Here is an 18,812-nt window from a genome sequence, read left to right on the forward strand (position 1 = left end):
ACCGGTGCCCGCGGTTCAATTGCCGGCGCTCAAAAAAATCCGCAATTGCGCCCGCGGCGGGCGCGAGCGGCGAAAAACGAGGCGGCGCGCGCGAAAACCGCGGCCACGGACGACGAGCATCGACCGCGCGGCATCGAGTAGAATCTCGCGGCTCTCCCCGCTGTGTCCACGGCCGACGACCCCCAGTACGACGCGAGCGGCGCGACGCTGCTCGCCAGCGTGTCGGCCCACGCCTCGACCGAATCCGGCGCGCACGCGGAGGCGTTGCGCCGCCCGCCGGTCGATGAGGACGCCTACTCCAAGCAGCTCGCCAAGCAGCGGCTGTTCCCGAAGCGGGTCGGTCCGGTCAAGATCGGTCGGTTCGCGGTGCTCGAGCGGCTCGGCAGCGGAGCGATGGGGATCGTCTATGCGTGTTACGACGACCACCTCGATCGCAAGGTCGCGCTCAAGGTCCTGCGCAACGACACGGGGCGCGACCCGGGCCTCGCCCGCGTCCGCCTGCTGCGCGAGGCCCAGGCGATGGCCCGCCTCGCGCACCCCAACATCGTCACCGTGTTCGAGGTCGGCGTCCTCGAAGACGAGGTGTTCGTGGCGATGGAGTTCCTCCGCGGCGTCAGCCTCGACGTCTGGACCGAACAGGTCGAGCGGCCGTGGCAGGAGGTGCTCGCGGCGTACCTGCAGGCCGGGCGGGGGCTGGCGGCAGCGCACCGCGCGGGGATCATCCACCGCGACTTCAAGCCGCAGAACGTGCTCGTCACCGCCGACGACGTGGTCAAGGTGCTCGACTTCGGGCTCGCGCGCGCGACCGACGGCCTCACGCACGACGAGGCGCTGCAGAGCCTGAGCTCGGGCACCCACGACTCCGGCCGGCACCTGATCCAGCCCTTGACGCGCACCGGCGTGGTCATGGGGACGCCGGCGTATATGTCGCCGGAGCAGCACCTGGCCTTGCCGACCACCGGGGCGACCGATCAGTTCAGCTTCTGCGTATCGCTGTATCAGGGCCTTTATGGCCAGTTGCCGTTCCCCGACGAGTCGATGCAGACGCTGCGCCGTGCCGTGCTGCACGGCGCGATCATCGAGCCGCCGCCGGGGACCCCGGTGCCGGCGCACGTGCTCGGGGCGCTCCGGCGCGGGCTGGCGGTCGCGCCGGCCGAGCGGTTCGCCACGATGGAGCTGCTGCTCGCCGAGCTGGGGCGCGTCGTCGGCGGGCGCCGGCGCCGGATCGCCGCCGCCGCGGGGGTCGCCTCGCTGGTCGCCGCCGCGAGCTTCACGACGTCGGCGCTGCTCGCCCCGCCGGCGCTGCCGACCTGTCCCGACGCGCAGGTCGAGCTCGCGGGGATCTGGGACCCCGCGCGCGCCGAGACGGTCCGCGCCGTCGTGCTCGCGGTCGCCACCCCTTATGCGGCCGAGGCGTGGGCGACCGTCGCGCCGCAGCTCGACGCGTGGGCGACGGCGTGGGCGGCGATGCGCGAGGAGTCGTGCCACACGCACGCCAGCGGCCGGCAGTCGGACGTCCTGTTCGACCTGCGCATGGCCTGCCTCGACCAGCGGCGGGCCGGGTTCTCCGGGGTCGTCGAAGCGCTGGCGTCGACCGACGCGGCCGACCTGCCCGCCGCGGTGCAGAGCGTCGCCAGGCTGCCGGCCCTCGACCGCTGCGCCGACGCTCCGGCGCTCACCGCCGCGATCCCTCCGCCGGACGACCCGCACACGCGCGCGCGCGTGCAAGGGCTACGCGAGACGCTGGCGCGCGCCGAGGCGCAGGAGACCGCCGGCCGCTACGCGCAAGGGCTCGAGCTGACCCGCGCGACGCTGGCGGACGCCGAGGCGCTCGGCTACCCGCCGCTGGTCTCCGAGGCGCTGCTGCGCCTCGGCAGCCTCGAGATGGAGGCCGGCGAGCTCGCGCCGGCCGACGCCGCCCTCGACCGCGCGCTGTGGACCGCCCTGGAGTTCGACCACGCGCCGGTGGCCGCGCAGGCGAGCTCGAAGCGAGTGTTCCTGCGCGCGGCCCGGATGGGCCAGCCCACCGCGGCGCAGGGCGAGCTGTCGCTGGTGCGCGCGCTCAACGCCCGCGTCGCCGACGACGTCGAGCTGTACGGCGAGTTCCTCAACAACATCGGGGTCGTGCACGCCGTGGCAGGGGCCTCGGAGGACGCGCAGAAGGCGTTCCAGGCGGCGCTCGACCTGCGCGAGCGCCACGGCCGGGAGCGCACGCTCAAGCACGTCGAGACGCTCTACAACCTCGGCAGGCTCGCCGAGGACGGCGGCAGGCACAGCGCGACGGTGCCGCTGCTGCGCCGCGCGAGCGCGCTGTCGCGGGCGCTGCTCGGGGAGCGGCACCCGGTGCACCTGCGCCACGCGCTCGGGCTGGTCCGTGGCTTGCTCGCGGTCGGCCGACCGGCGGAGGCGCGGGCGCTGCTCGACGCGCTCACGCCGGGCCTGGCGGGCGTGAGCGGGCAGGCGCGGGCCCTCGCGCACCGGCTGCAGGGCGACCTGGCGCTCGCCGAGCGCGACCTCGCACGGGCCCGGGCGAGCTACGAGGCGGCGCTGCAGGCCTGCCCGGAGCATTCGGACTGCGCCGACCAGGTGCTGGCCGGCCTCGGCCAGGCGCTCGCGCTGGCGGGTGACGAGGCGGCGGTGCGCAGCTACTACGGCGCGGCGCTGGCGGCGATCGAGCAGGCGTCCGGGGCCGATTCGCCCCGGTTCACGGTGGCGCGGGTGCACTTCGGGAGCGCGCTCGGCGAGCTCGGACAGCTCGCCGAGGCGAGCGCACACATCTCCCCGGCGGTCGCCGGCTGCGACGGCGCCGAGGGGTTCCGCGAGGTGGTCCTGTGCGCGTGGGCGCAGCGCTCGCTCGGCGCGGTGCAGCGACGGGCCGGCGCGCTCCCGGCCGCCGAGGCGTCGCTCCGTGCGGCGCTGGCCGGCTACGCAGCGATGGTCCCGGCGGACAGCTTCGAGCTCGCCGACGTCGAGCGCCGACTCGGCGAACTCGCGCTCGCGCAGGACCGCCCGGGTGACGCTATCGCGCCGCTGCGCCGCGCCGAATCGATCTACGCCGCGCTCGCCGAGCCTGCTCACGGCCCGCTCGCGCAGACCCGCCTCGCCCTCGCGGCCGCCCTCACTGGCGACGAGGCCCGTGGGTTCGCCGAGCAGGCGCTCGCGGCGTTCGTCGCCAGCGGCCCCATGTTCGCGGCGGAGCAGGCGGAGGCCCGCGCTCGCGTGGAAGCGCTGCCGCGATGAGCATGCGCCCGATGCGGACGGCGCCGAAGCCGGTCCGGTGAGGCGCGCGCGGCAGTGGCCTACGCTCGCCGGGATGAGACCGCGGCCCGCGAGACTGCTGGTGATGCTCCTCGGCCTGCTGGTGATCGTGGGCTGCGGCGGGATGCGACCGTCGCCCCTCACGCTGCGGCACGCGCTGCGGGTCCTCGATCGCAAGCTCGAGCCGGCCACGATCACGGCGATCCGCAGCGGCGACCTCGAGCCGACAGACATGCACTTCGGCCTCGGCTCCGCGCTGCGAGGCACCTGGGGCCTGTGGAGTGGAAAGTCGGCGCTGGCGCGGTGGTTCCGGGTCCGCAAGATCTACCACCCGGAGGACATGTCCGGGGTCGTGCTCGAGGCGTACGCACGCCACGTCCGCGGCGAGCCGCTCGCCGTGCCCGCGCTGCTGAAGCGTGTCAGGGAGGGCGAGCGCGAGCAGGAGGCGCTCTATGCAACGGAGCTCGCGGAAGGGCCTCGGCGGGCGGCGCGGCTCGAAAAGCTTCGCGCCGGCTGGGTCTACGAGGACCACGAAGTGCAGACGATCGCGCTGCCGCGACACCAGGTCGATACGCTGCTCGTGAAGATCGAGCGTGTCGGTCCCGGCTTCGTGCTGTTCACCGGCGGCGGCGAGCGCGAGGGCCAGTGGTACGCCGACGCGTACCAGCTCACCGATCCCGCGACGTCGCTGCGTCCGGCCGCGCGGGCGAGCTGTCCGCAGGTCCACGACGTCGTGACGCTGGCAGGACGCACGACGTGGCTGTGTCGGTCCGCGGACGCGTGGAGCCTCCTGGCCGACTCCGATGATTCGTCGAAGTCGATCCCGATCGACGCCGACGCGTTACGACTCGGCACGAGCGCGGGCGAGCTGTTCCTGTTCGATCGACATTCGCTATATTTCCGCGCGGGCGACGGATGGCGGCCCGTGCATGTCTTCGGCCCCGGGGCCGCAGGCGTGCGTACCACGACCTTCGGTCACGAGAAGGCTCTGACGGCGCTGCCGTTCGGCGGGGACACGCCGCGCGGCCTCGGAAGTCGCTTGTACTTTCCGAGCGTCGCGGCCTCGGATGCGCACGTGCTCGACCTCTCGGATCCGCCGGAGCTCCACTCCTTCTACTGGACGTGGGGCCGGGAGCAATTCGGATCGCAGGCTCTCTACGTCCACGATCTCGCGCCCGCTGTCGCTGGCGGCCTGTGGATCGCCATGAGCGACTACGAGGATCTCGAGAACCTCGTCAGGCTTCACGAGCCGGCCACGGCCCAGGTGCCGATCGTCAAGAGCAGCGTCGACGGCCCGCTGGTCGCAGACCACGGCAACGTGAATGCTCCCGAGCGGTCCGAGTCGACGCGGGCGCGGCTGATCCCCGCGACGGCCGTGTTCGACGACGGCGAGGCGCTCTGGCTCGCCGGGATGCATGGCATCGCCGTGGTGCGCCAGGGGCGGCTCGCGCCGGTGGTGCGATTCGTGGTGCCCGACCCGAGGGTGTACGAATCCGTGCCGCACCGGCTGGCGCGTTTCCCCGACGGCTCACTGCTCGTGGGGCTACGCGGATACGCGCCCGTACTGCTGCGGCCCGACGGCGACGGAGGCTTCACGGCGCGGGCGCTGGCGTACGGCGACGACTCACTGCAATGATTCGAGCGGCCGCAGGACGGCCGGTGCTCCGTGCGTCGTGACCGTCGCGTCACGGCGACGCCGCGACCACGTAAAGCCGGCTCCACGGAGAAAGAGCCGCGGCCGCGCCGATCCCAACGAGAGATTCTCTTCGCCCGAGCGGCTCGAACCGGGCTCGGTTATCATGCCCTCTCGCCCCCACGACCCTCGACATGACCACGCCGAATCCGCAACGCCGCCCCCCTCGCTCCCTCCCGGACCGGATGCGCGCCGGACCGGTGGTGCTCTACTTCCGCGGCGCATCGATCGCGCGCGAGGCAGAGGCGCGCGGATTCGTGACCGCGCTCGGTGGTGATGGCGCCCGTGCGGCGCGCTTCGTCGACGACGGCGAGCACGACAACAGCGGGCGGGACGCGATCGTCGCGGCCATGCGGGCGGGCGCGGTGGGTGTGATCGTGTCGCCGAGCTATCAGGATCTCGTGTACGGGTTCTTCGTCGACGAGACGATCCGCCCGTTGGTCGAAGAGCACGACGTGGCCATCGCGGACCTCTTCGACCCGGAGCTGCTGAGCCCCGACTTCGATCGGGTGCACGACCTGTGGGACGGTGACGAGGACGCCTGGGAGCCGCTGCTCGAGGGGCTCGCCAAGCGCGTGCTCGGCGATGCGGCGCCCGCGTCGTTCTGCGAGGAGCTCGTGGCATTGAGCGACGACCTCGCGGCGTGGTCGCAGCGTGCAGGTGATGTCGCTGGCAGGATGCGCTCCGAGTACGTCTACTCGGGCCTGCGCTCCGGCGAGCACCTCACGACCTGGGTCCGCAACGGCGTCCTCGACTCGTTGCCCGCCGACGACCCGACGGTGCTCGCGGTACGCCTCGACGCGCTCGAGCGACGGCCGGACCGGGAGGTCGTCGAGCACGGGCGTGCCTTGCTGATCGACCTGCGCGCGCACGACGATCTGGCGCTGCTGCACCGCGCGCTGCTCGTGCACGCGGCGCGCTGCCTCGAGGAGGGCCTGTGGGCCGAGGCGGAGGCGACGGCCGAGGAGGCGCGACCGTTCGAGCGCGACCCCGAGCTCCCGCGTCGCGCCGAGCGCTTGAGCCTGGCGGCGCGCTTTGGCCGTGGTGAGATCACGTCGGCGCTGGCCGGCCTCGACGCCCTGTTCCTCGCGGAGCGCGAGGCCGAGAGCACGGCGGGCGCGGTGCTCCACGCGAAGCGCTCCTTCATGGATCTCGACGAGCACGAGGCGGTGCTTCGCGAGCTCGCGCTCTCGATCCAGGTCGCCCGCGAGCCGAGCAAGCTCGTCGAGCCGCTCACGAGGCTCTGTGGGCTCATCCAGGACAAAGCGGACGCCGATCGGCTGCGCAATTGGCTGGCCGCGCAGAAGCCGGCCGCAGTGAAGCCACCCGTCGACTTCTGGGGGGAGTACGGCCGCATTACGCGCGAGAAGGCAGCGGCGCAGGCTCCCGCGGCGAAGAAGGCCGCGCCCAAGAAGGCCACCTCGAAGAAGGCCGTGTCCAAGAAGGCCGCGGCGAAGAAGGCCGCGACGACGAAGGCCGCGCCCAAGAAGGCCACCTCGAAGAAAGCCGTGTCCAAGAAGGCCGCGGCGAAGAAGGCCGCGACGACGAAGGCCGCCTCCAAGGAGGCCACCTCCAAGAAGGCCGCGACGAAGAAGGCCGCCTCCAAGACGGCGGCGTCGAAGCAGGCCGCGCCCAAGAAGGCCGCCTTCAAGAAGGCCGCCTCGAAGAAGGCAACCTCCAAGAAGGCAACCTCGAAGAAGGCCGCCTCGAAGAAGGCCGCATCCAAGAAGACGCCCGCGAAGACGTAGGCGAGCGCCGAGCCGATGGCGAGCGCCGTGCTGCGCCGGGCCGTGCGCGCCGAGCATCGCGCGCGCATCTTTCCATCGCGCAACCGCCTCGCGCGAGGCCTCATCGTTCACGGAACTGAGCGCGTCACGGCGATCTCGATGCGAGGCCGGGCGCGGTTGAGCTCGACGATGGCGGTCAGCTTGCGGCCGGTCGCCCAGGCCGCGAAGTTGGCGGCGCCGGCCGGGCCGTATTCGGCGAGCAGACCGGCGAGGTCGTCGGAGCCGACGAAGAAGGACGGCGCGATGTTGAACTCGCGCGGCGCCGCGGTCAGCAGCCAGCGCGCACCATCGAGGTGGTCGGCGCCGATGAGCCAGCCGGTCTGCTCGTCGGGCTCGCTGGCGAGGAAGGCGGTCATGCCGTCCTGGCCGGCCGCGGCGGCCAGTCGATGTTGGAGGCCGCCCTCCGGGAGGTCCTCGAACTTGGCGCCCGCCACGCTGGCGAACGAGCGCACCAGGCCGAGCTCCTGCCGATTCAGGCGGGCGTAGATCACCTTCGCTCGCTTGATGTCGCCCCCGCCGGCGCGGATCGACCCGCCGGCGCCCTGGACCGCGCCGACCAGCTCGAACAGCGTGCGGGCGACACCGGCGTCGCGCCCGTGGCCGCGGCTCCACCGCTGCCACGCGCCGAGCTGGTTCGGCCACGTCTCGACGGCGATGACCGTGAGCCCGAATTGACCGCCGGCCGCGATCGTCGGCCCGAGCGTGTCATGGCTGGCGTAGTCGCCGAGCCCGAGCCCCTCGAAGCCCGCCAGCGCCGGCAGCGGCGGCAGCTGCCAGCACAGCAGCGCACCGTCGCACAGCGCCGCGCGGCTCGGCCCCGGCAGGCCGCCACCGGCCGGCGCGAACAGCTGCTCCATTTGCTGCGCCGCCGTGAGATCGGCTGGCTCCCAGGACAGGTCGACTCGCACGTCCGAAGGGTCGAGCGCGGCGCTGACGCTGAGGCCAGTGAACAGCCGCCGCGTGTCGCGGAGCCGGAGCACCGCAGCCTGATGCGCCAGCGCGTCGTCGATGACCGCGCGTCGCTGGCCGCTCGGGGTGATGGCCAGAGTCTCGACGAGTTCGCCGAGCTCGAAGATGTCGCTGAGCGCCGGGATGGTCGCGCCGTGGATGTAGAGGCCGACATCGCCGGCGAGGACGGCGAGCGCCGCGTGCCTCGCCGGCCGGACTTCCAGGGCAGCGAGCGCCGCCTCGGCGCGGCTGTCCTCGTCACCGACGTCGGGGTGGGGATACGGTTGCAGGAAGGCGTCGACGACCACGGCGCCGTCGTCGCGCCGCAGCAGCACCGTCGCGCGCTCGGACGCCAGGCAGGCGTCGTGCGGCAGCCGCGGGCACAGCCCACCGGCGCGCTGCTGCTCGCGTGCGATCTTCAGCAGGACCTCCGGATCGCGCACGGGGATGTGGAGCCGATTGTGATACGTCAGCGACGCGGCAGCGCGCAGCAGCTCGGGCGACAGCGGCGGAGTCGCGGCCGGATCGCCCCCCTGCACCGCCGCGATCTGCTGCACCTGCTCGCGCACCGCGGCCATCTGCGGCGCGACCGGCCGCATCAGCGTGGCAGTCATCGCGGCCTCGGGATCGAGGCCGAGGTCTTCGATCGAGCCCAACGAGAGGCCCAGCTCTTCTTGCAGGATCGCCACCACCGCCGCGCGCTCGGCCGCGATCGGCAGCGCGCGCACGAACTCCTGCAGCCGCCGCGGGCGCACCGTGACGTAGAGGTGGCCGCCCTCGAGGTGACCGGGTGCGGTGACAAAATCGGGCTCCGGCAGCGGCACGATCGGCGGCGGGACTGCAGGAACAGGAGCGGGCGCGGCCACCGGCGCGGACGGAGTCTGACGGTTCGCCTCCTGAGCCGCGGGCTCCGTCTGTGCGTCCGGCGTGCAGGCGAACAGGAGGGCGAGCGCGACGCTGCGAGCGAGGCCGGCGGACATCGGCGCATTATGCCAGCCCGCCGGGCGCCGATCACAGCGCCGCGCCCGGCCCTTGCTCGACACGCGTACGGGACTTCGGTATCGATCGCCGCATGCTCGGCAGCGCGGCACGGCACGCAGCGATCCTCGGCCTCGGCGCGCTCGCTGCGTGCGCCTCTCCCCGCCCGATGGCGACGGAGCCCGCCCGCGAACCCAGCGAGCCCACGAGCGCCGAGCCCGACGCATGCGCCGGCATCGAAGCGCCCGAGCGCCTCGCTATCGACGTGGGGGCGGGGCGCACCTCCGCGACCGGTCTTTCGATCCGCTACGAGGGCGCCACGCACGACTCGTTCGAGGGCGGCGCGGCCGATCTCTTGCTCTCGCTGGTCCTCTCGGTCGAGGGCGAGCCGGTCCAGACCTGGCTCCCGTCAGCGCTCGCGAAGCCGCGCTACGTGGTGTTCCTGGGGCACTGCGTAAGGGTCGCGGCCGGAGCGGCTGCGCGCGTGGAAGTCGAAGTCGCCCCGCTCTCCCCCGGACCGCACCTTCGACGCTGACCCACTCTTTGCCAGGCCCGCCCCATGAGCCAAAATTTCCACAACCTCCACGTCCATGCGCCGACGCAGCGGCAGCGCGAGCGGGTCGTCCGGGCCGTGCTCGCGTACGCGAAACAGGCGGGGTACGAACGGATCGCGCGGACCCGCGGTGCCGATCGGGTGATCCGCCTCGGCGGCAAGTCGCCCTGGCTCTCGCTCGAGGACGACGGCTACGAGGCCGCGGCGCTCGCCCAGGTGGTGTCGAAGGCGACGAAGCTGCCCGTCCTCGAGGCGTACTGTGAAGCGAGCGCGATCGTCCGGCTCGGCCTCCATGCGGATGGCAAGCCCGTGGGCGCGTGGGCCCGCGAGGGCGAGCGCAGGCCGGCGAAGAAGCACGTCGAGCCGCTGCTCGTGAAGGGCACGCCGACCGAGCTGGCGAAAGCGTTCGCCGACGGGCTCATCCAGATCTTCCCCGAGACGGCGCTCGCCGTCGCCGCGGAGCGGTTCGGCCTGTCCGTCGCGCAAATGTTCGGAGAGCGAGCGCTGCGCGGCACCACGATCGCGCTGCGGCGAAAGCAGGCCGCATGGCAGCCGCGTGACAAGACCGGCGACCCCGCGTTGCTCGTCGACTGGGGCAGCAACCGCGGCTGGGGCGTGCAGCACCTCGTCTTCGAGGGCGCGGTCTGCAAGCAATACCTGGAGGTCCGCTCCGACGGAGGCCCCGGGCGCGGCCTGACGATCCAGCTCTCGGGCAGCGCGATCGCGGAGGGCTTCATCGAGCTGCTCTCGTGCAAGAGCGACAGGCTCGAGCTCGTGCCCGCGGGGCCGCACGCCTGGAGCGACCCGAAGCTTGTGATCCCGCCGGGGCTCGTCGAGGAGCCCGACACGTTCTCGATGAGCCGGAGAGAAGCCGAGCGGGCCCGCGCCCTCGCCGGCAAGCGCAGTTGGCCCCTCCATATCGAGTACCGCACCCTGAAAGAAGGCAAGTGCGAGCTCGTCGCGGAGCTCGCGAGCGGTGGCGGGCGCACGTCCAACAGCCTCGAGCTCATGGTGCTATGGAAGCCGTGGCGACCGAGCCTCACGCTCGGCAGCATCGACGACTACGCCCTCTTCGCCATGCATCGCAGCGAGCACGTCAGCGCGCACATCACCCTGCGTGGCTCGCTCGCCGAAGCGTGGGCGTGGGCCAGCCGGCACGTCGAGGCGTGGCGCACGGCCCACGGCGACGGGAACCTCCGCATCGAGCGTGATGGTGAGGTCGTCGTGCACGCGCGCGAGGAAGCGGGCGCCCCTCCCCTCGACCGAGTCCCTGAATTCATGCCCGGCCCGACGTCGCCGTTTCAGGTCGCCGGCGCGACCTACCTGTTCGGCACCTTCGGCTACGCGCCATGGGCGATGGACCCTCGGGATCAGCTCGTCGTCCAGCTCATGCTCGCCGCGTACGACCGCGTGAACGATCACGCCCCCGACATCGCCCGGCTCACGGCGATCTGCGACGAGGCGATCCGCTGCGGCGCCGCCTACTCGGCGCTCCTCGAGCAGCATCAAAGCCGTCCGAACGACACGACGCGCTGGGAGGACATCACGCTCGGCGGGAACGATGCGCCGCTCAAGCTCGCGGCCTGGCACGAGACGCACATCCGAGGGATCGACCGCCGGATCTGGCTGTCGGCCGGACACGCCGCGCGGCTCGATCGCGCCAGGCTGCCCGACTACATCACGGTGACCGAGCTCGGCGGCGGCGTCCGCCTGGAGATGCCCGACGATCGCAGGCGCAGCGAGCTCGAGCCGCTCATCGCGGCCCTCGGCGCGCTCGTCCCGTGCGCGCCCGAGGCCGATCGATGGGCCGCCGAGCGCGCCTCCGAGCCGCAGCCCTGAATACGCCGAGATGACGACGTCGAGGCGCCGGGGACGGAGGAGCCCGGCCGATCGCGGGACTGCAATTCGCAGGGCCTGCTCGTCGCGCTCGCGTTCGCAATGGTGGGTCGACGGCGAACTCGGAACGAGCACGTATCTCCGCCACGCCTTCGAGCATTCCTCCGTCATTGATCATTCCCTGCGAAGGCCACGGCCAAAGATGGCCCGCTTGATCATTGAGAGACGCGAATCCCCAAGCGCGACTCGCCAGCGTCCGGCATCGATGGGCCGGCCCTGGCTGAGGCAGCCGCGGATCCCCGCGGGCACGTCGCGAGCTCCGCGGAAGCGCGCGGGCGTCGGCGCGCCGTGCCTGCCTGCGCGCTGGCGCGCCGCGGCGATGCGCGAAGAAAGCCGCGATCGACGGGACCCGCGGAGGTCAAGGACACGCGGCGTCCGAACGCGGGGCGCTCGAAAGGAAAATCCGATGTCTGAAGTGATCCTCTCCAACCCGAGCAGCATCCAGGACGAGGGACTGCGCCAGTTCGCCGACGCCGTGGCCGACGAGGTCATCCTCGCCGCGCACAAGGCCGTGGCCCACCACGCCGAGCCGAAGCGCTTCTTGCTCCCGACCGACCGACAGGCCCTCGAGCACAAGTTCGTCGCTCACCTGCGGGCCAAGCCGCTCGAGATCCAGAAGCGCGCCGCCGAGCGGGTGATGACGAGCATCCTCGAGAAGAAGCTCGCGGGCCTCGCCGCGCCCGAATTCGCCGCCGCCAGGGCGCAGGTGGGCGCCAGGGCGCTGATGCTGCGCACGCTCGGCAGCGGCGACCTGCTGCTGCGCAAGGCCATGACACCCACCCAGCCGACCGCGCCCGCGCCGGTGCCCGTGAGCGCCCCCGAGCGGCTGGTGTTCCACCTCGTCTCCGTCAAGTGCATCGACGAGACCGATGGCTTCCTCGGCACCGAGTCGGGCACCGACGAGATCGCGCTGTCCGGCGCGATGGTCGACGCCGCCGGCAACACCGTCGCGATCCCGAAGATCGGCGTCGGCGGCTTCGGCGGGGACAGGGCCACCCGCACCTACGACCCGCCGCTCCTGCTCGGGTCGGTCGACTTCACCAAGGGCTCGCTGCCCCGGTCCTTCAACCTGCTCCTGACCCTGATCGAGGTCGACAACGGCGACCTGCCGCAGCTCGTCCAGACGATCTACGACGAGGTGAGCAAGCGGGTCCGCGAGGCCGCGAGCAAGGCCGCACAAGGGCTCGGCGGGTCGCTCGCCGACGCGGTCACCGGCGCGATCATGCAGGCCCTCGATCGGGTGTTCAAGTTCTTCAAGGATGTATGGGAGGACGACGTGTTCCCCGGCGCGGTCACCACCTTCACGTTCGCCGACGCGGGCGCCAGCTTCGGCGGTGCCGCCACGAGCGGGCCGCGATCGGTCGACTTCAAGGGCCACGGCGGCCACTACCGCGTGTGGTACAGCGCCACCCTCGAGCGGGCCGGCGACGCGGCGCTCCGCAACAAGGCGGTCGTGTACGAGCACGCGAACTTCGGCGGCCGCAGCCTGACGCTCGGGGTCGGCCGCCACGACGTCGCCAAGATCCAGGAGCTCGGCAACGACGCCGTCAGCTCGCTCAAGGTCGGCCCCGGGGTCCGCGTGATCCTCTACGAGCACGCCGGCTTCGGCGGCCCGGCGCGGGTCTACTCGGGGCCCGTCGCCCAGCTGAGCGACTTCAACGACCGCGTCTCGTCGGTGGTCATCGAGCCGATCGCCGTCACCCTGTTCCAGCACGGCGAGTACGGCGGCAGCGCGCAGAGCTTCCCGCTCGGTCGCCACGACGTCACCAGCCTCAAGCTCGGCAACGACCAGGCGTCCTCGCTGCTGGTGCCGCCCGGCTTCAAGGTCACCCTGTTCGAGAACAAGGGCTTCTCCGGGCGCAAGAAGGTCTTCCAGGCCGACGCTAACTACGTGGGCGACGACTTCAACGACATCGTCTCGAGCCTGGTCGTCGAGCTCGCGTGAACTCGCGGCCGCGTCGCGACCTCGCGGTCGCGGCGCGGCTGCCTCGCGCTCATCCCGTCGGCTGGGGTCGGCTCGCGCGCTGCTGCGCAGGACCTCCGGCGGATCGCCGACAGGTCGTCCACCCGCGGCGCCGCGCCGACCCCAGCGAGCGGCGCAATTCCGCCGCTTCATCGACCTCGCCGGCCCGTCTTGCTCCCGCATCTCGGTGCAGGGCCGGCGCCGCGATCTGGGATAGACTCGCGGCGTGCTTGACGACGACGTCGGACTGCTCGACGCCTGGAAGGCGGGCGACCGCAAGGCCGGGGCCGCGCTGTTCGAGCGGCACTACCCGAGCGTGTTGCGGTTCTTCCACAACAAGGCCGGGGAGCAGGGCAAGGACCTGATCCAGCGGACCTTCCTCCGCTGCCTCGAGGCGCGCGACCGGATCTTGCCTGGATCGAGCTTTCGCGCCTATCTGTTCGGCGTCGCCCGTAATGTGCTGCTCGAGCATTTCCGCGGCGTCAAGCGCGACGGCCAGCGCTTCGACGGCATGGTGACCACGATCCAGGACGTCTCGCCGCACCCGACCCCGAGCTCGATGCTGTCGCGCAAGCGCGAGGTCCGGCTCCTGCTCGCCGCTCTGCGACGGATCCCCATCGAGCTGCAGATGGCGCTCGAGCTGTTCTACTGGGAGGACATGTCCGCCGGCGAGATCGCCGGCGTGTTCGACCTGCCCGAGGGCACCATTCGCACCCGCCTGCGTCGCGCTCGCCAGCTGCTCGAGCGCGAGCTCGAGGCGATCGCCGCCTCGCCCGCGGAATTTCACAGCACCCTCACGGGCCTCGCCGACTGGGCCAAGCACGTGCGTGACGAGCTCGCGGGCGACAGAGGCGCGAGGGCGACATGACCCGAAGGACATCCGCTCGCCGGACCTCGGGCTGCCCATCCGTGCCGTGAACTTGCGCGGCGGGCGAATAGGCGCGACCGGGCTGCGCCGGCGTCGCGGCCGCGGAGCGTCGAACCTGCCCTCGCGGCCATCCTTCCGGCGGCCGCAGATTACCTGCCCTCCGAGACATATTCTCGAGAGTCCGGCTGACGGCGAGCATGTCCATAACATGTCTTAAGGAACATGTACTATGATTCGCACACGCTCAATTCTCGAGCCGCGCGAGCCATGCGTCGACCGCCGCGCGCTCGGCCGCGAAGCCCTCGCCGAGCGCCGCGTACGCGGCCGCCACCTCGCGGGCCGACGCCACGGCCTCGGCCGGCGAGCGGCGCGCGCGTGCCTGGGCCAGGTGGAAGCGGACCGCCACGAAATCGGGATGATCGTCATCGAACGTCGCCGCGTGCCGCTCGCGGGCGATCTGCAGCGCCGCCTCGGCCTCGGCCGTGCGGCCGCGGGCCAGCTCGAGCTCGCCCAGGGTCGCGAAGATCCCCGCGAGGTACGGGCTGTTCGCCTGGTGCGCGAGGAAGCCGTCGCGCGCGGCCACGAGCTCGCGCTCGGCCTCGGCCAGCGATCCAGCAGCCAGCAGCGCGCGCGCCAGGTGGCTGCGGACGATCGCCGCGAACGCAGAGTCGGCGCCGAACCCGGTGACGAACCCCGCCAGCGCCTCGCGCTGCCGGGCGACCGCCTCGTCGAGGCGACCGAGCCCCAGGAGCGCGTCCCCGAGGGCGCTCACCGCCACCAGCCGCGCCACTGGCTCCTCGCCCGCGCGGTCGATCGAGGCGCGCAGGTGTTCCAGCCCCGCGTCGACCCGCCCGAGCCCGATCGACGCCGCGCCGCGCATGCGTTCGGCGTCGGCCGCCGGGCCCGGGTGCGACGGGTGCGAAGCCACCGCGCTCGCCAGCGCGTCCGCCTCCGCGAAGCGGCGGTACTTGAGGTCGACCTCGACCGCCAGCAGTTGCGCCGACTGCACGTCGGGCGCCGCGGGCCCGAAGGTCGCAAGCAGCTGCGGGATCATCCGCGCCAGCATCGTCCGCACCTGCCCGGTTTCGCCGAGCTCCCAGCGGGCCTGCGCCAGCATCATCCGCATCTGCCCCGCGATCGGGTGGTCCTCGCCGAGGCCGGCCTCGATCGCCGCCAGACCGGCGCCGAAGCGGGCCGCCGCGGTCGCCTGATCGCCGGCCTGCGCCGCCAGCCAGCCCTCATTGAACACCGTGATCGCGGCCGCCTGCGTCAGCCCGGCCGCGGCGGCCACCTCGGCCGCGCGGCCGAACGACGCGCGCGCCCCCTCGAGGTCGCCGCTGGCGAAGCGCACGATCGCCACGTTGAGCGCCCACAGCCACCGCGTCGGCGGCGGGTCGCCGGCGCGATCGATCAGCGCGTCGGCGACCTCGGCCCCGGCGAGCCCGAGCTCGGGGGCGCCGAGCAGCCGCCCGCGCACGAAGATCTGGCGCGCCGCGGCCTCGGCGGCGATGGCGTCGGCCCGCCCACGCAGGGCCGCGTGGAGCGCCGTCGCCAGCGAACCAGCCGCCTGCTCGGCCTCGCGGAGCTCCTGCTGCGCGCGCCCGAGCGCCAGCGCGGCCTCGGCGGTCAGCGGTTCGTGGCCCAGGCTCGCCGCCGCGCTCGTCACCGCCGCTGCGCCGGCCCGGGCCGCCGCGTAATGCCCGGTGAGTTGGTCCGCGGCCACGCGCTCGAGCGCCAGCTGCTGCGCGCGCACGGCCCGGGCGAGGCCTGTCTCTTCGGGCAGGGGAACCGTCGCCGTCAGGGCCTGCGCGTCGCCGCAGCCGGCCACCACGGCGAGGCCGTCGACCGCCGCCACAGCGTGGATCACCGTGTCGGCGTCGGCCGCCGCGAAGGCCCCCGCGAGCGCGTCGAGCCCGGCCAACCGGCGATCGAGGCACGCCATGCGCAGATCGAGGAGCCGGGCCGACTGATGACCTGACTGATGGGACAGGCACGCTTCGGCGCGCATCGCCGCCCACGCCTCGGCGTGGCGGTCGAGCCGCGGCGCGACCGCGGCCCACGTCGTCGCGCCCAGGGTCGGGATCGCCGCCGTCAGCCCCGCGCGCGCGGTCGCCCGCCGCGGCTCGCTCCACACCGCCGCCAGCTCGTCGGCCGCGCCGGTGCACGGCGCCTGACCTGACTCTTCGGACATGTGTGCCAGGGCGAAGCCGCCGCCGACCAGCAGCGCCGCCAACCCTGCCCCCGCGGCCAGGTTCCGCCGCCGTCGCTGGCGGACGCGGCTCAACTCGGTCAGCAGCGCCGCCATCGACGGCCAGCGGTCGGCTGGCCTGCGGGACATGCCCCGAAGGACAACTCGTTGCACCCACCGCGGCGCCATCCCCTCGGGCGGCGGCCGCACGCGGGCCGCGAGCACCTCGTCGACCAGCGCCGGCAGCGTGGCCCCGGCGAACGGCAGGCGGCCGAACAGCCCCTCGTAGAGCGCCACGCAGAACGAGTATTGATCGCTGCGTTCGTCGGCGACGCGGCCCTCGTGCTGCTCTGGAGCCATGTACGCCGGCGTGCCCATCACCGCCCCGGCCACCGTCATGCCCGCGTCGAGCAGCGCCCGCGGCGGCGCCTCGGCCTCGGGCAGCGCGGCCGCGGCGGTCGAGCGCGCCAGCCCGAAGTCGAGCACCGTGATCGCGCCGTCGTCGCCGCGCATCACGTTCTGCGGCTTGAAGTCGCGGTGCACCACCCCGGCCGCGTGCGCGGCGGCCAGCCCCGCGCCGGCCGCGGCGAACGCCGCCACCACGTCCCGCCAGCCGGGTCGACCGGCCAGCCACGCGTCGAGGCTCTGGCCCTTCACGAACGCCATCGCCACGTAGATCGAGTCGGCGTGTTCGCCGACCTCGTGCACCGTGACGAGGTTCGGGTGACTCACGCGGGCCATCGCCTGCGCCTCGCGGAGCAGGCGCATGCGCGCCGCGGAGTCGTTGCCGACGGTGTCGCGGCGCAGCAGCTTGACCGCGATCTTGCGGTCGAGCTGGGCGTCGTAGGCTGCGTACACCACTCCCATCCCGCCCTCGCCGAGGCGCTCGATCACCGTGAAGCGGCCGATCCGCGCCGCGCTCACCGGCGCGCCGAACAGCTCCGCCATGATGGCGCCCTTGATCTGGTCCGACTCGACCCCGTCGATGTCGGGGCTCGGCAGCGGCCGCGAGCGTCGCAGCTCGGCCGAGCGTGGCGCCTCCGTCGCCAGCGAGCCGACCCACGTCGGCGACGGCTCGGTCCGGCCCAGGGTCGCGTCTGTCTCGCGCAGCGACGGCTCGGTCGCCGCCGGGATCGGGCGCGTCGAGGGCTCGCATTCGCGGGCCCGCGCTGCGCTCGCGGGGCCCATCGCCGTGTCGCGGAGCGGCGGCTCGGGGTCCTTCATCATCGCCGTGGCGGCCAGCTTAACACGCCCCCTCGGCCGACCAGGGCGCCTTCGCTACGATTCACGAGCGGCGCGTCGCTGGCGAACCGCGGGCGATCGCGCCCGCGAAAATTTTCATGCGATCGCAATTGCCGGGACGCCCACGATCAACTCATCGGTGCGAGGGGCCACGGCTCCTCGGAGACGACCATGACGAACGCCCGCCGCCTCCTCCCGTTGCTCCTCCTCCCGCTCGTGATCGCGCCCGCCTGCGACGAAGACCCCGACACCGACCCGAACTTCGGCGAGCCGCTGCCCGAGGACGTGTTCGAGTTCCGCGGCTGGGGCTACTCGGGCAGCACCGTCCAGCTCAACACCAACATCCTCAACGGAGCCTCGATCGACACCGTGCGCTTCGGCTTCCCGAGCAACTACGGCGCCCAGGTCGCATGGATCTACAGCGCGGCCCTCCAGGAGTTCCTCGACATCGAGACCGTCACCGTCATCGACGGCGGCGTCCAGGGTCATACCGAGACTGGCACGTTCGCCAGCACGCTGAGCTTCGACGGCTCGATCTGGTACTTCGCGGGCGCTGGCGTCGACGCCTACGCGGTCCTCGAGGACGTGCGCTACGCCTCCGAGGTCGGGCTCGCCCACGAGGGTTCGAAGCTGATGACCAACCTCGACCCGAATCGCTTCGTCTACAAGTGGACCGCCCCGAACGCCCCCGCCGCCGGCACCAGGGTCGATCCGAAGACCGGATGGGGCGGCACGTTCGACGGCCTTCACACCTGCGCCACCGACGACAAGGGCGGCGTATGGTCGGTGATGTACCGCGGCATGCTCGTCGACGAGGCCACCGGCGACGTCACGAGCGCCTCCTGGGCCCCGCAGCAATACGCCTACATCGCCTGTCTCAGCGGGCGGATCGGCAAGACCTCGCTGTGGGGCTACGCGCCCGACAACCCGTCGGCCAACCGCCCCGACCTCACCCTCGCCGAATTCGAGGGCGCGCACCGCATGGTCGGCGCCGAGTACTGCGGCGACGGCCGCTCGTACACCCGCCCTGGCGAGGCCGTCACGCTGCGCGACAAGTGGAGCATCAACCAGCACCAGGGCGAAGCCACCAGCGAAGAGGCGGTGTGGACCGTGAACGGCGCCTTCTGCCTCGGCACCCCCCGCTGGGAGGCCTACAGCAGCGCGTCTTCCGTGGTGTGCAACAACGGCAAGGTCATCCCGACCTGCACCACCGCCCCCGCCGCGGCGAACGCTTACAACGGCAACTCGACCGCCAAGTGGTGGGCCCGCAACGCGTTCTTCCCCGATTGACGGCGACGCGCAGGCCACCGCATCCGCGCGCGGGAATTGGCGGCTGCCGCCGTGCATGTCGTCGAACACAATCTACGGCCGGCCATCGTGCTCGCCCCGCCGGGCAATCGCAGGTCACGCGCGCGGTCTACCGCTCGAGCTCGAGATC

General features: G+C 72.7%; 10 protein-coding genes. 8 read left to right on the forward strand and 2 right to left on the reverse strand.

Annotation, left to right across the window (positions count from 1 at the left end; translation table 11 throughout):
* Positions 1-162 precede the first annotated feature (162 nt).
* The 3 genes from POL25_RS29850 (at position 163) to POL25_RS29860 (ending at position 6,699) form a co-directional block, all read left to right on the forward strand.
* Entirely contained in the window at positions 163-3,240 is a 3,078-nt protein-coding gene (locus tag POL25_RS29850; RefSeq protein ID WP_272089645.1) for a serine/threonine-protein kinase, read from the forward strand.
* 142 nt (positions 3,241-3,382) lie between these two features.
* Positions 3,383-4,894 (forward strand): DUF6794 domain-containing protein, encoded by a 1,512-nt coding sequence (locus tag POL25_RS29855; RefSeq protein WP_308477914.1) that lies wholly within the window; start codon positions 3,383-3,385, stop codon positions 4,892-4,894.
* Positions 4,895-5,136: 242 nt separating this feature from the next.
* Positions 5,137-6,699 carry a histone H1-like repetitive region-containing protein gene (locus POL25_RS29860; RefSeq protein WP_272089647.1) on the forward strand — a complete coding sequence of 521 codons (1,563 nt, stop codon included), beginning with the start codon at positions 5,137-5,139 and terminating at the stop codon, positions 6,697-6,699.
* Positions 6,700-6,806: 107 nt separating this feature from the next.
* On the opposite strand, the gene POL25_RS29865 is transcribed toward POL25_RS29860, so the two are convergent.
* Positions 6,807-8,666 carry a hypothetical protein gene (locus POL25_RS29865; protein ID WP_272089648.1) on the reverse strand — a complete coding sequence of 620 codons (1,860 nt, stop codon included), beginning with the start codon at positions 8,664-8,666 and terminating at the stop codon, positions 6,807-6,809.
* 167 nt (positions 8,667-8,833) lie between these two features.
* Between POL25_RS29865 and POL25_RS29870 the strand changes: the two genes are divergently transcribed.
* The 4 genes from POL25_RS29870 to POL25_RS29885 all read left to right on the forward strand — a co-directional run bounded on the left by POL25_RS29870 (position 8,834) and on the right by POL25_RS29885 (position 13,944).
* Positions 8,834-9,199 (forward strand): hypothetical protein, encoded by a 366-nt coding sequence (locus POL25_RS29870; protein ID WP_272089649.1) that lies wholly within the window; start codon positions 8,834-8,836, stop codon positions 9,197-9,199.
* Positions 9,200-9,223: 24 nt separating this feature from the next.
* Positions 9,224-11,056, forward strand: coding sequence for a hypothetical protein (locus POL25_RS29875; protein WP_272089650.1), 1,833 nt, complete (start codon positions 9,224-9,226; stop codon positions 11,054-11,056).
* Positions 11,057-11,519: 463 nt separating this feature from the next.
* The gene (locus POL25_RS29880) at positions 11,520-13,058 is read left to right on the forward strand and encodes a beta/gamma crystallin family protein (RefSeq protein ID WP_272089651.1); all 1,539 of its coding nucleotides are present in this window, start codon (positions 11,520-11,522) and stop codon (positions 13,056-13,058) included.
* Positions 13,059-13,302: 244 nt separating this feature from the next.
* Positions 13,303-13,944 (forward strand): RNA polymerase sigma factor, encoded by a 642-nt coding sequence (locus tag POL25_RS29885; protein ID WP_272089652.1) that lies wholly within the window; start codon positions 13,303-13,305, stop codon positions 13,942-13,944.
* 244 nt (positions 13,945-14,188) lie between these two features.
* Here the strand turns inward: POL25_RS29885 and POL25_RS29890 are convergent, their stop codons facing one another.
* A complete protein-coding gene (locus POL25_RS29890; RefSeq protein WP_272089653.1) occupies positions 14,189-17,359 on the reverse strand; it encodes a serine/threonine-protein kinase in 3,171 nt (1,056 codons plus the stop codon).
* A gap of 186 nt (positions 17,360-17,545) precedes the next feature.
* Between POL25_RS29890 and POL25_RS29895 the strand changes: the two genes are divergently transcribed.
* Positions 17,546-18,664, forward strand: a complete 1,119-nt coding sequence (locus POL25_RS29895; RefSeq protein ID WP_272089654.1) for an ADYC domain-containing protein — start codon at positions 17,546-17,548, stop codon at positions 18,662-18,664.
* Positions 18,665-18,812 lie beyond the last annotated feature (148 nt).

This window comes from Nannocystis bainbridge, from assembly GCF_028368995.1.
In the GTDB taxonomy this organism is placed as follows: domain Bacteria; phylum Myxococcota_A; class Polyangia; order Nannocystales; family Nannocystaceae; genus Nannocystis; species Nannocystis bainbridge.

Bases quoted from the DNA above. Each gene is read 5' to 3' on its own strand.
- POL25_RS29855 (WP_308477914.1), top strand. From the start codon at position 3,383: ATGCGACCGTCGCCCCTCACGCTGCGGCACGCGCTGCGGGTCCTCGAT.
- POL25_RS29860 (WP_272089647.1), top strand. From the start codon at position 5,137: ATGCGCGCCGGACCGGTGGTGCTCTACTTCCGCGGCGCATCGATCGCG.
- POL25_RS29865 (WP_272089648.1), bottom strand. From the start codon at position 8,666: ATGTCCGCCGGCCTCGCTCGCAGCGTCGCGCTCGCCCTCCTGTTCGCC.
- POL25_RS29870 (WP_272089649.1), top strand. From the start codon at position 8,834: ATGGCGACGGAGCCCGCCCGCGAACCCAGCGAGCCCACGAGCGCCGAG.
- POL25_RS29875 (WP_272089650.1), top strand. From the start codon at position 9,224: ATGAGCCAAAATTTCCACAACCTCCACGTCCATGCGCCGACGCAGCGG.
- POL25_RS29880 (WP_272089651.1), top strand. From the start codon at position 11,520: ATGTCTGAAGTGATCCTCTCCAACCCGAGCAGCATCCAGGACGAGGGA.
- POL25_RS29890 (WP_272089653.1), bottom strand. From the start codon at position 17,359: ATGATGAAGGACCCCGAGCCGCCGCTCCGCGACACGGCGATGGGCCCC.
- POL25_RS29895 (WP_272089654.1), top strand. From the start codon at position 17,546: ATGACGAACGCCCGCCGCCTCCTCCCGTTGCTCCTCCTCCCGCTCGTG.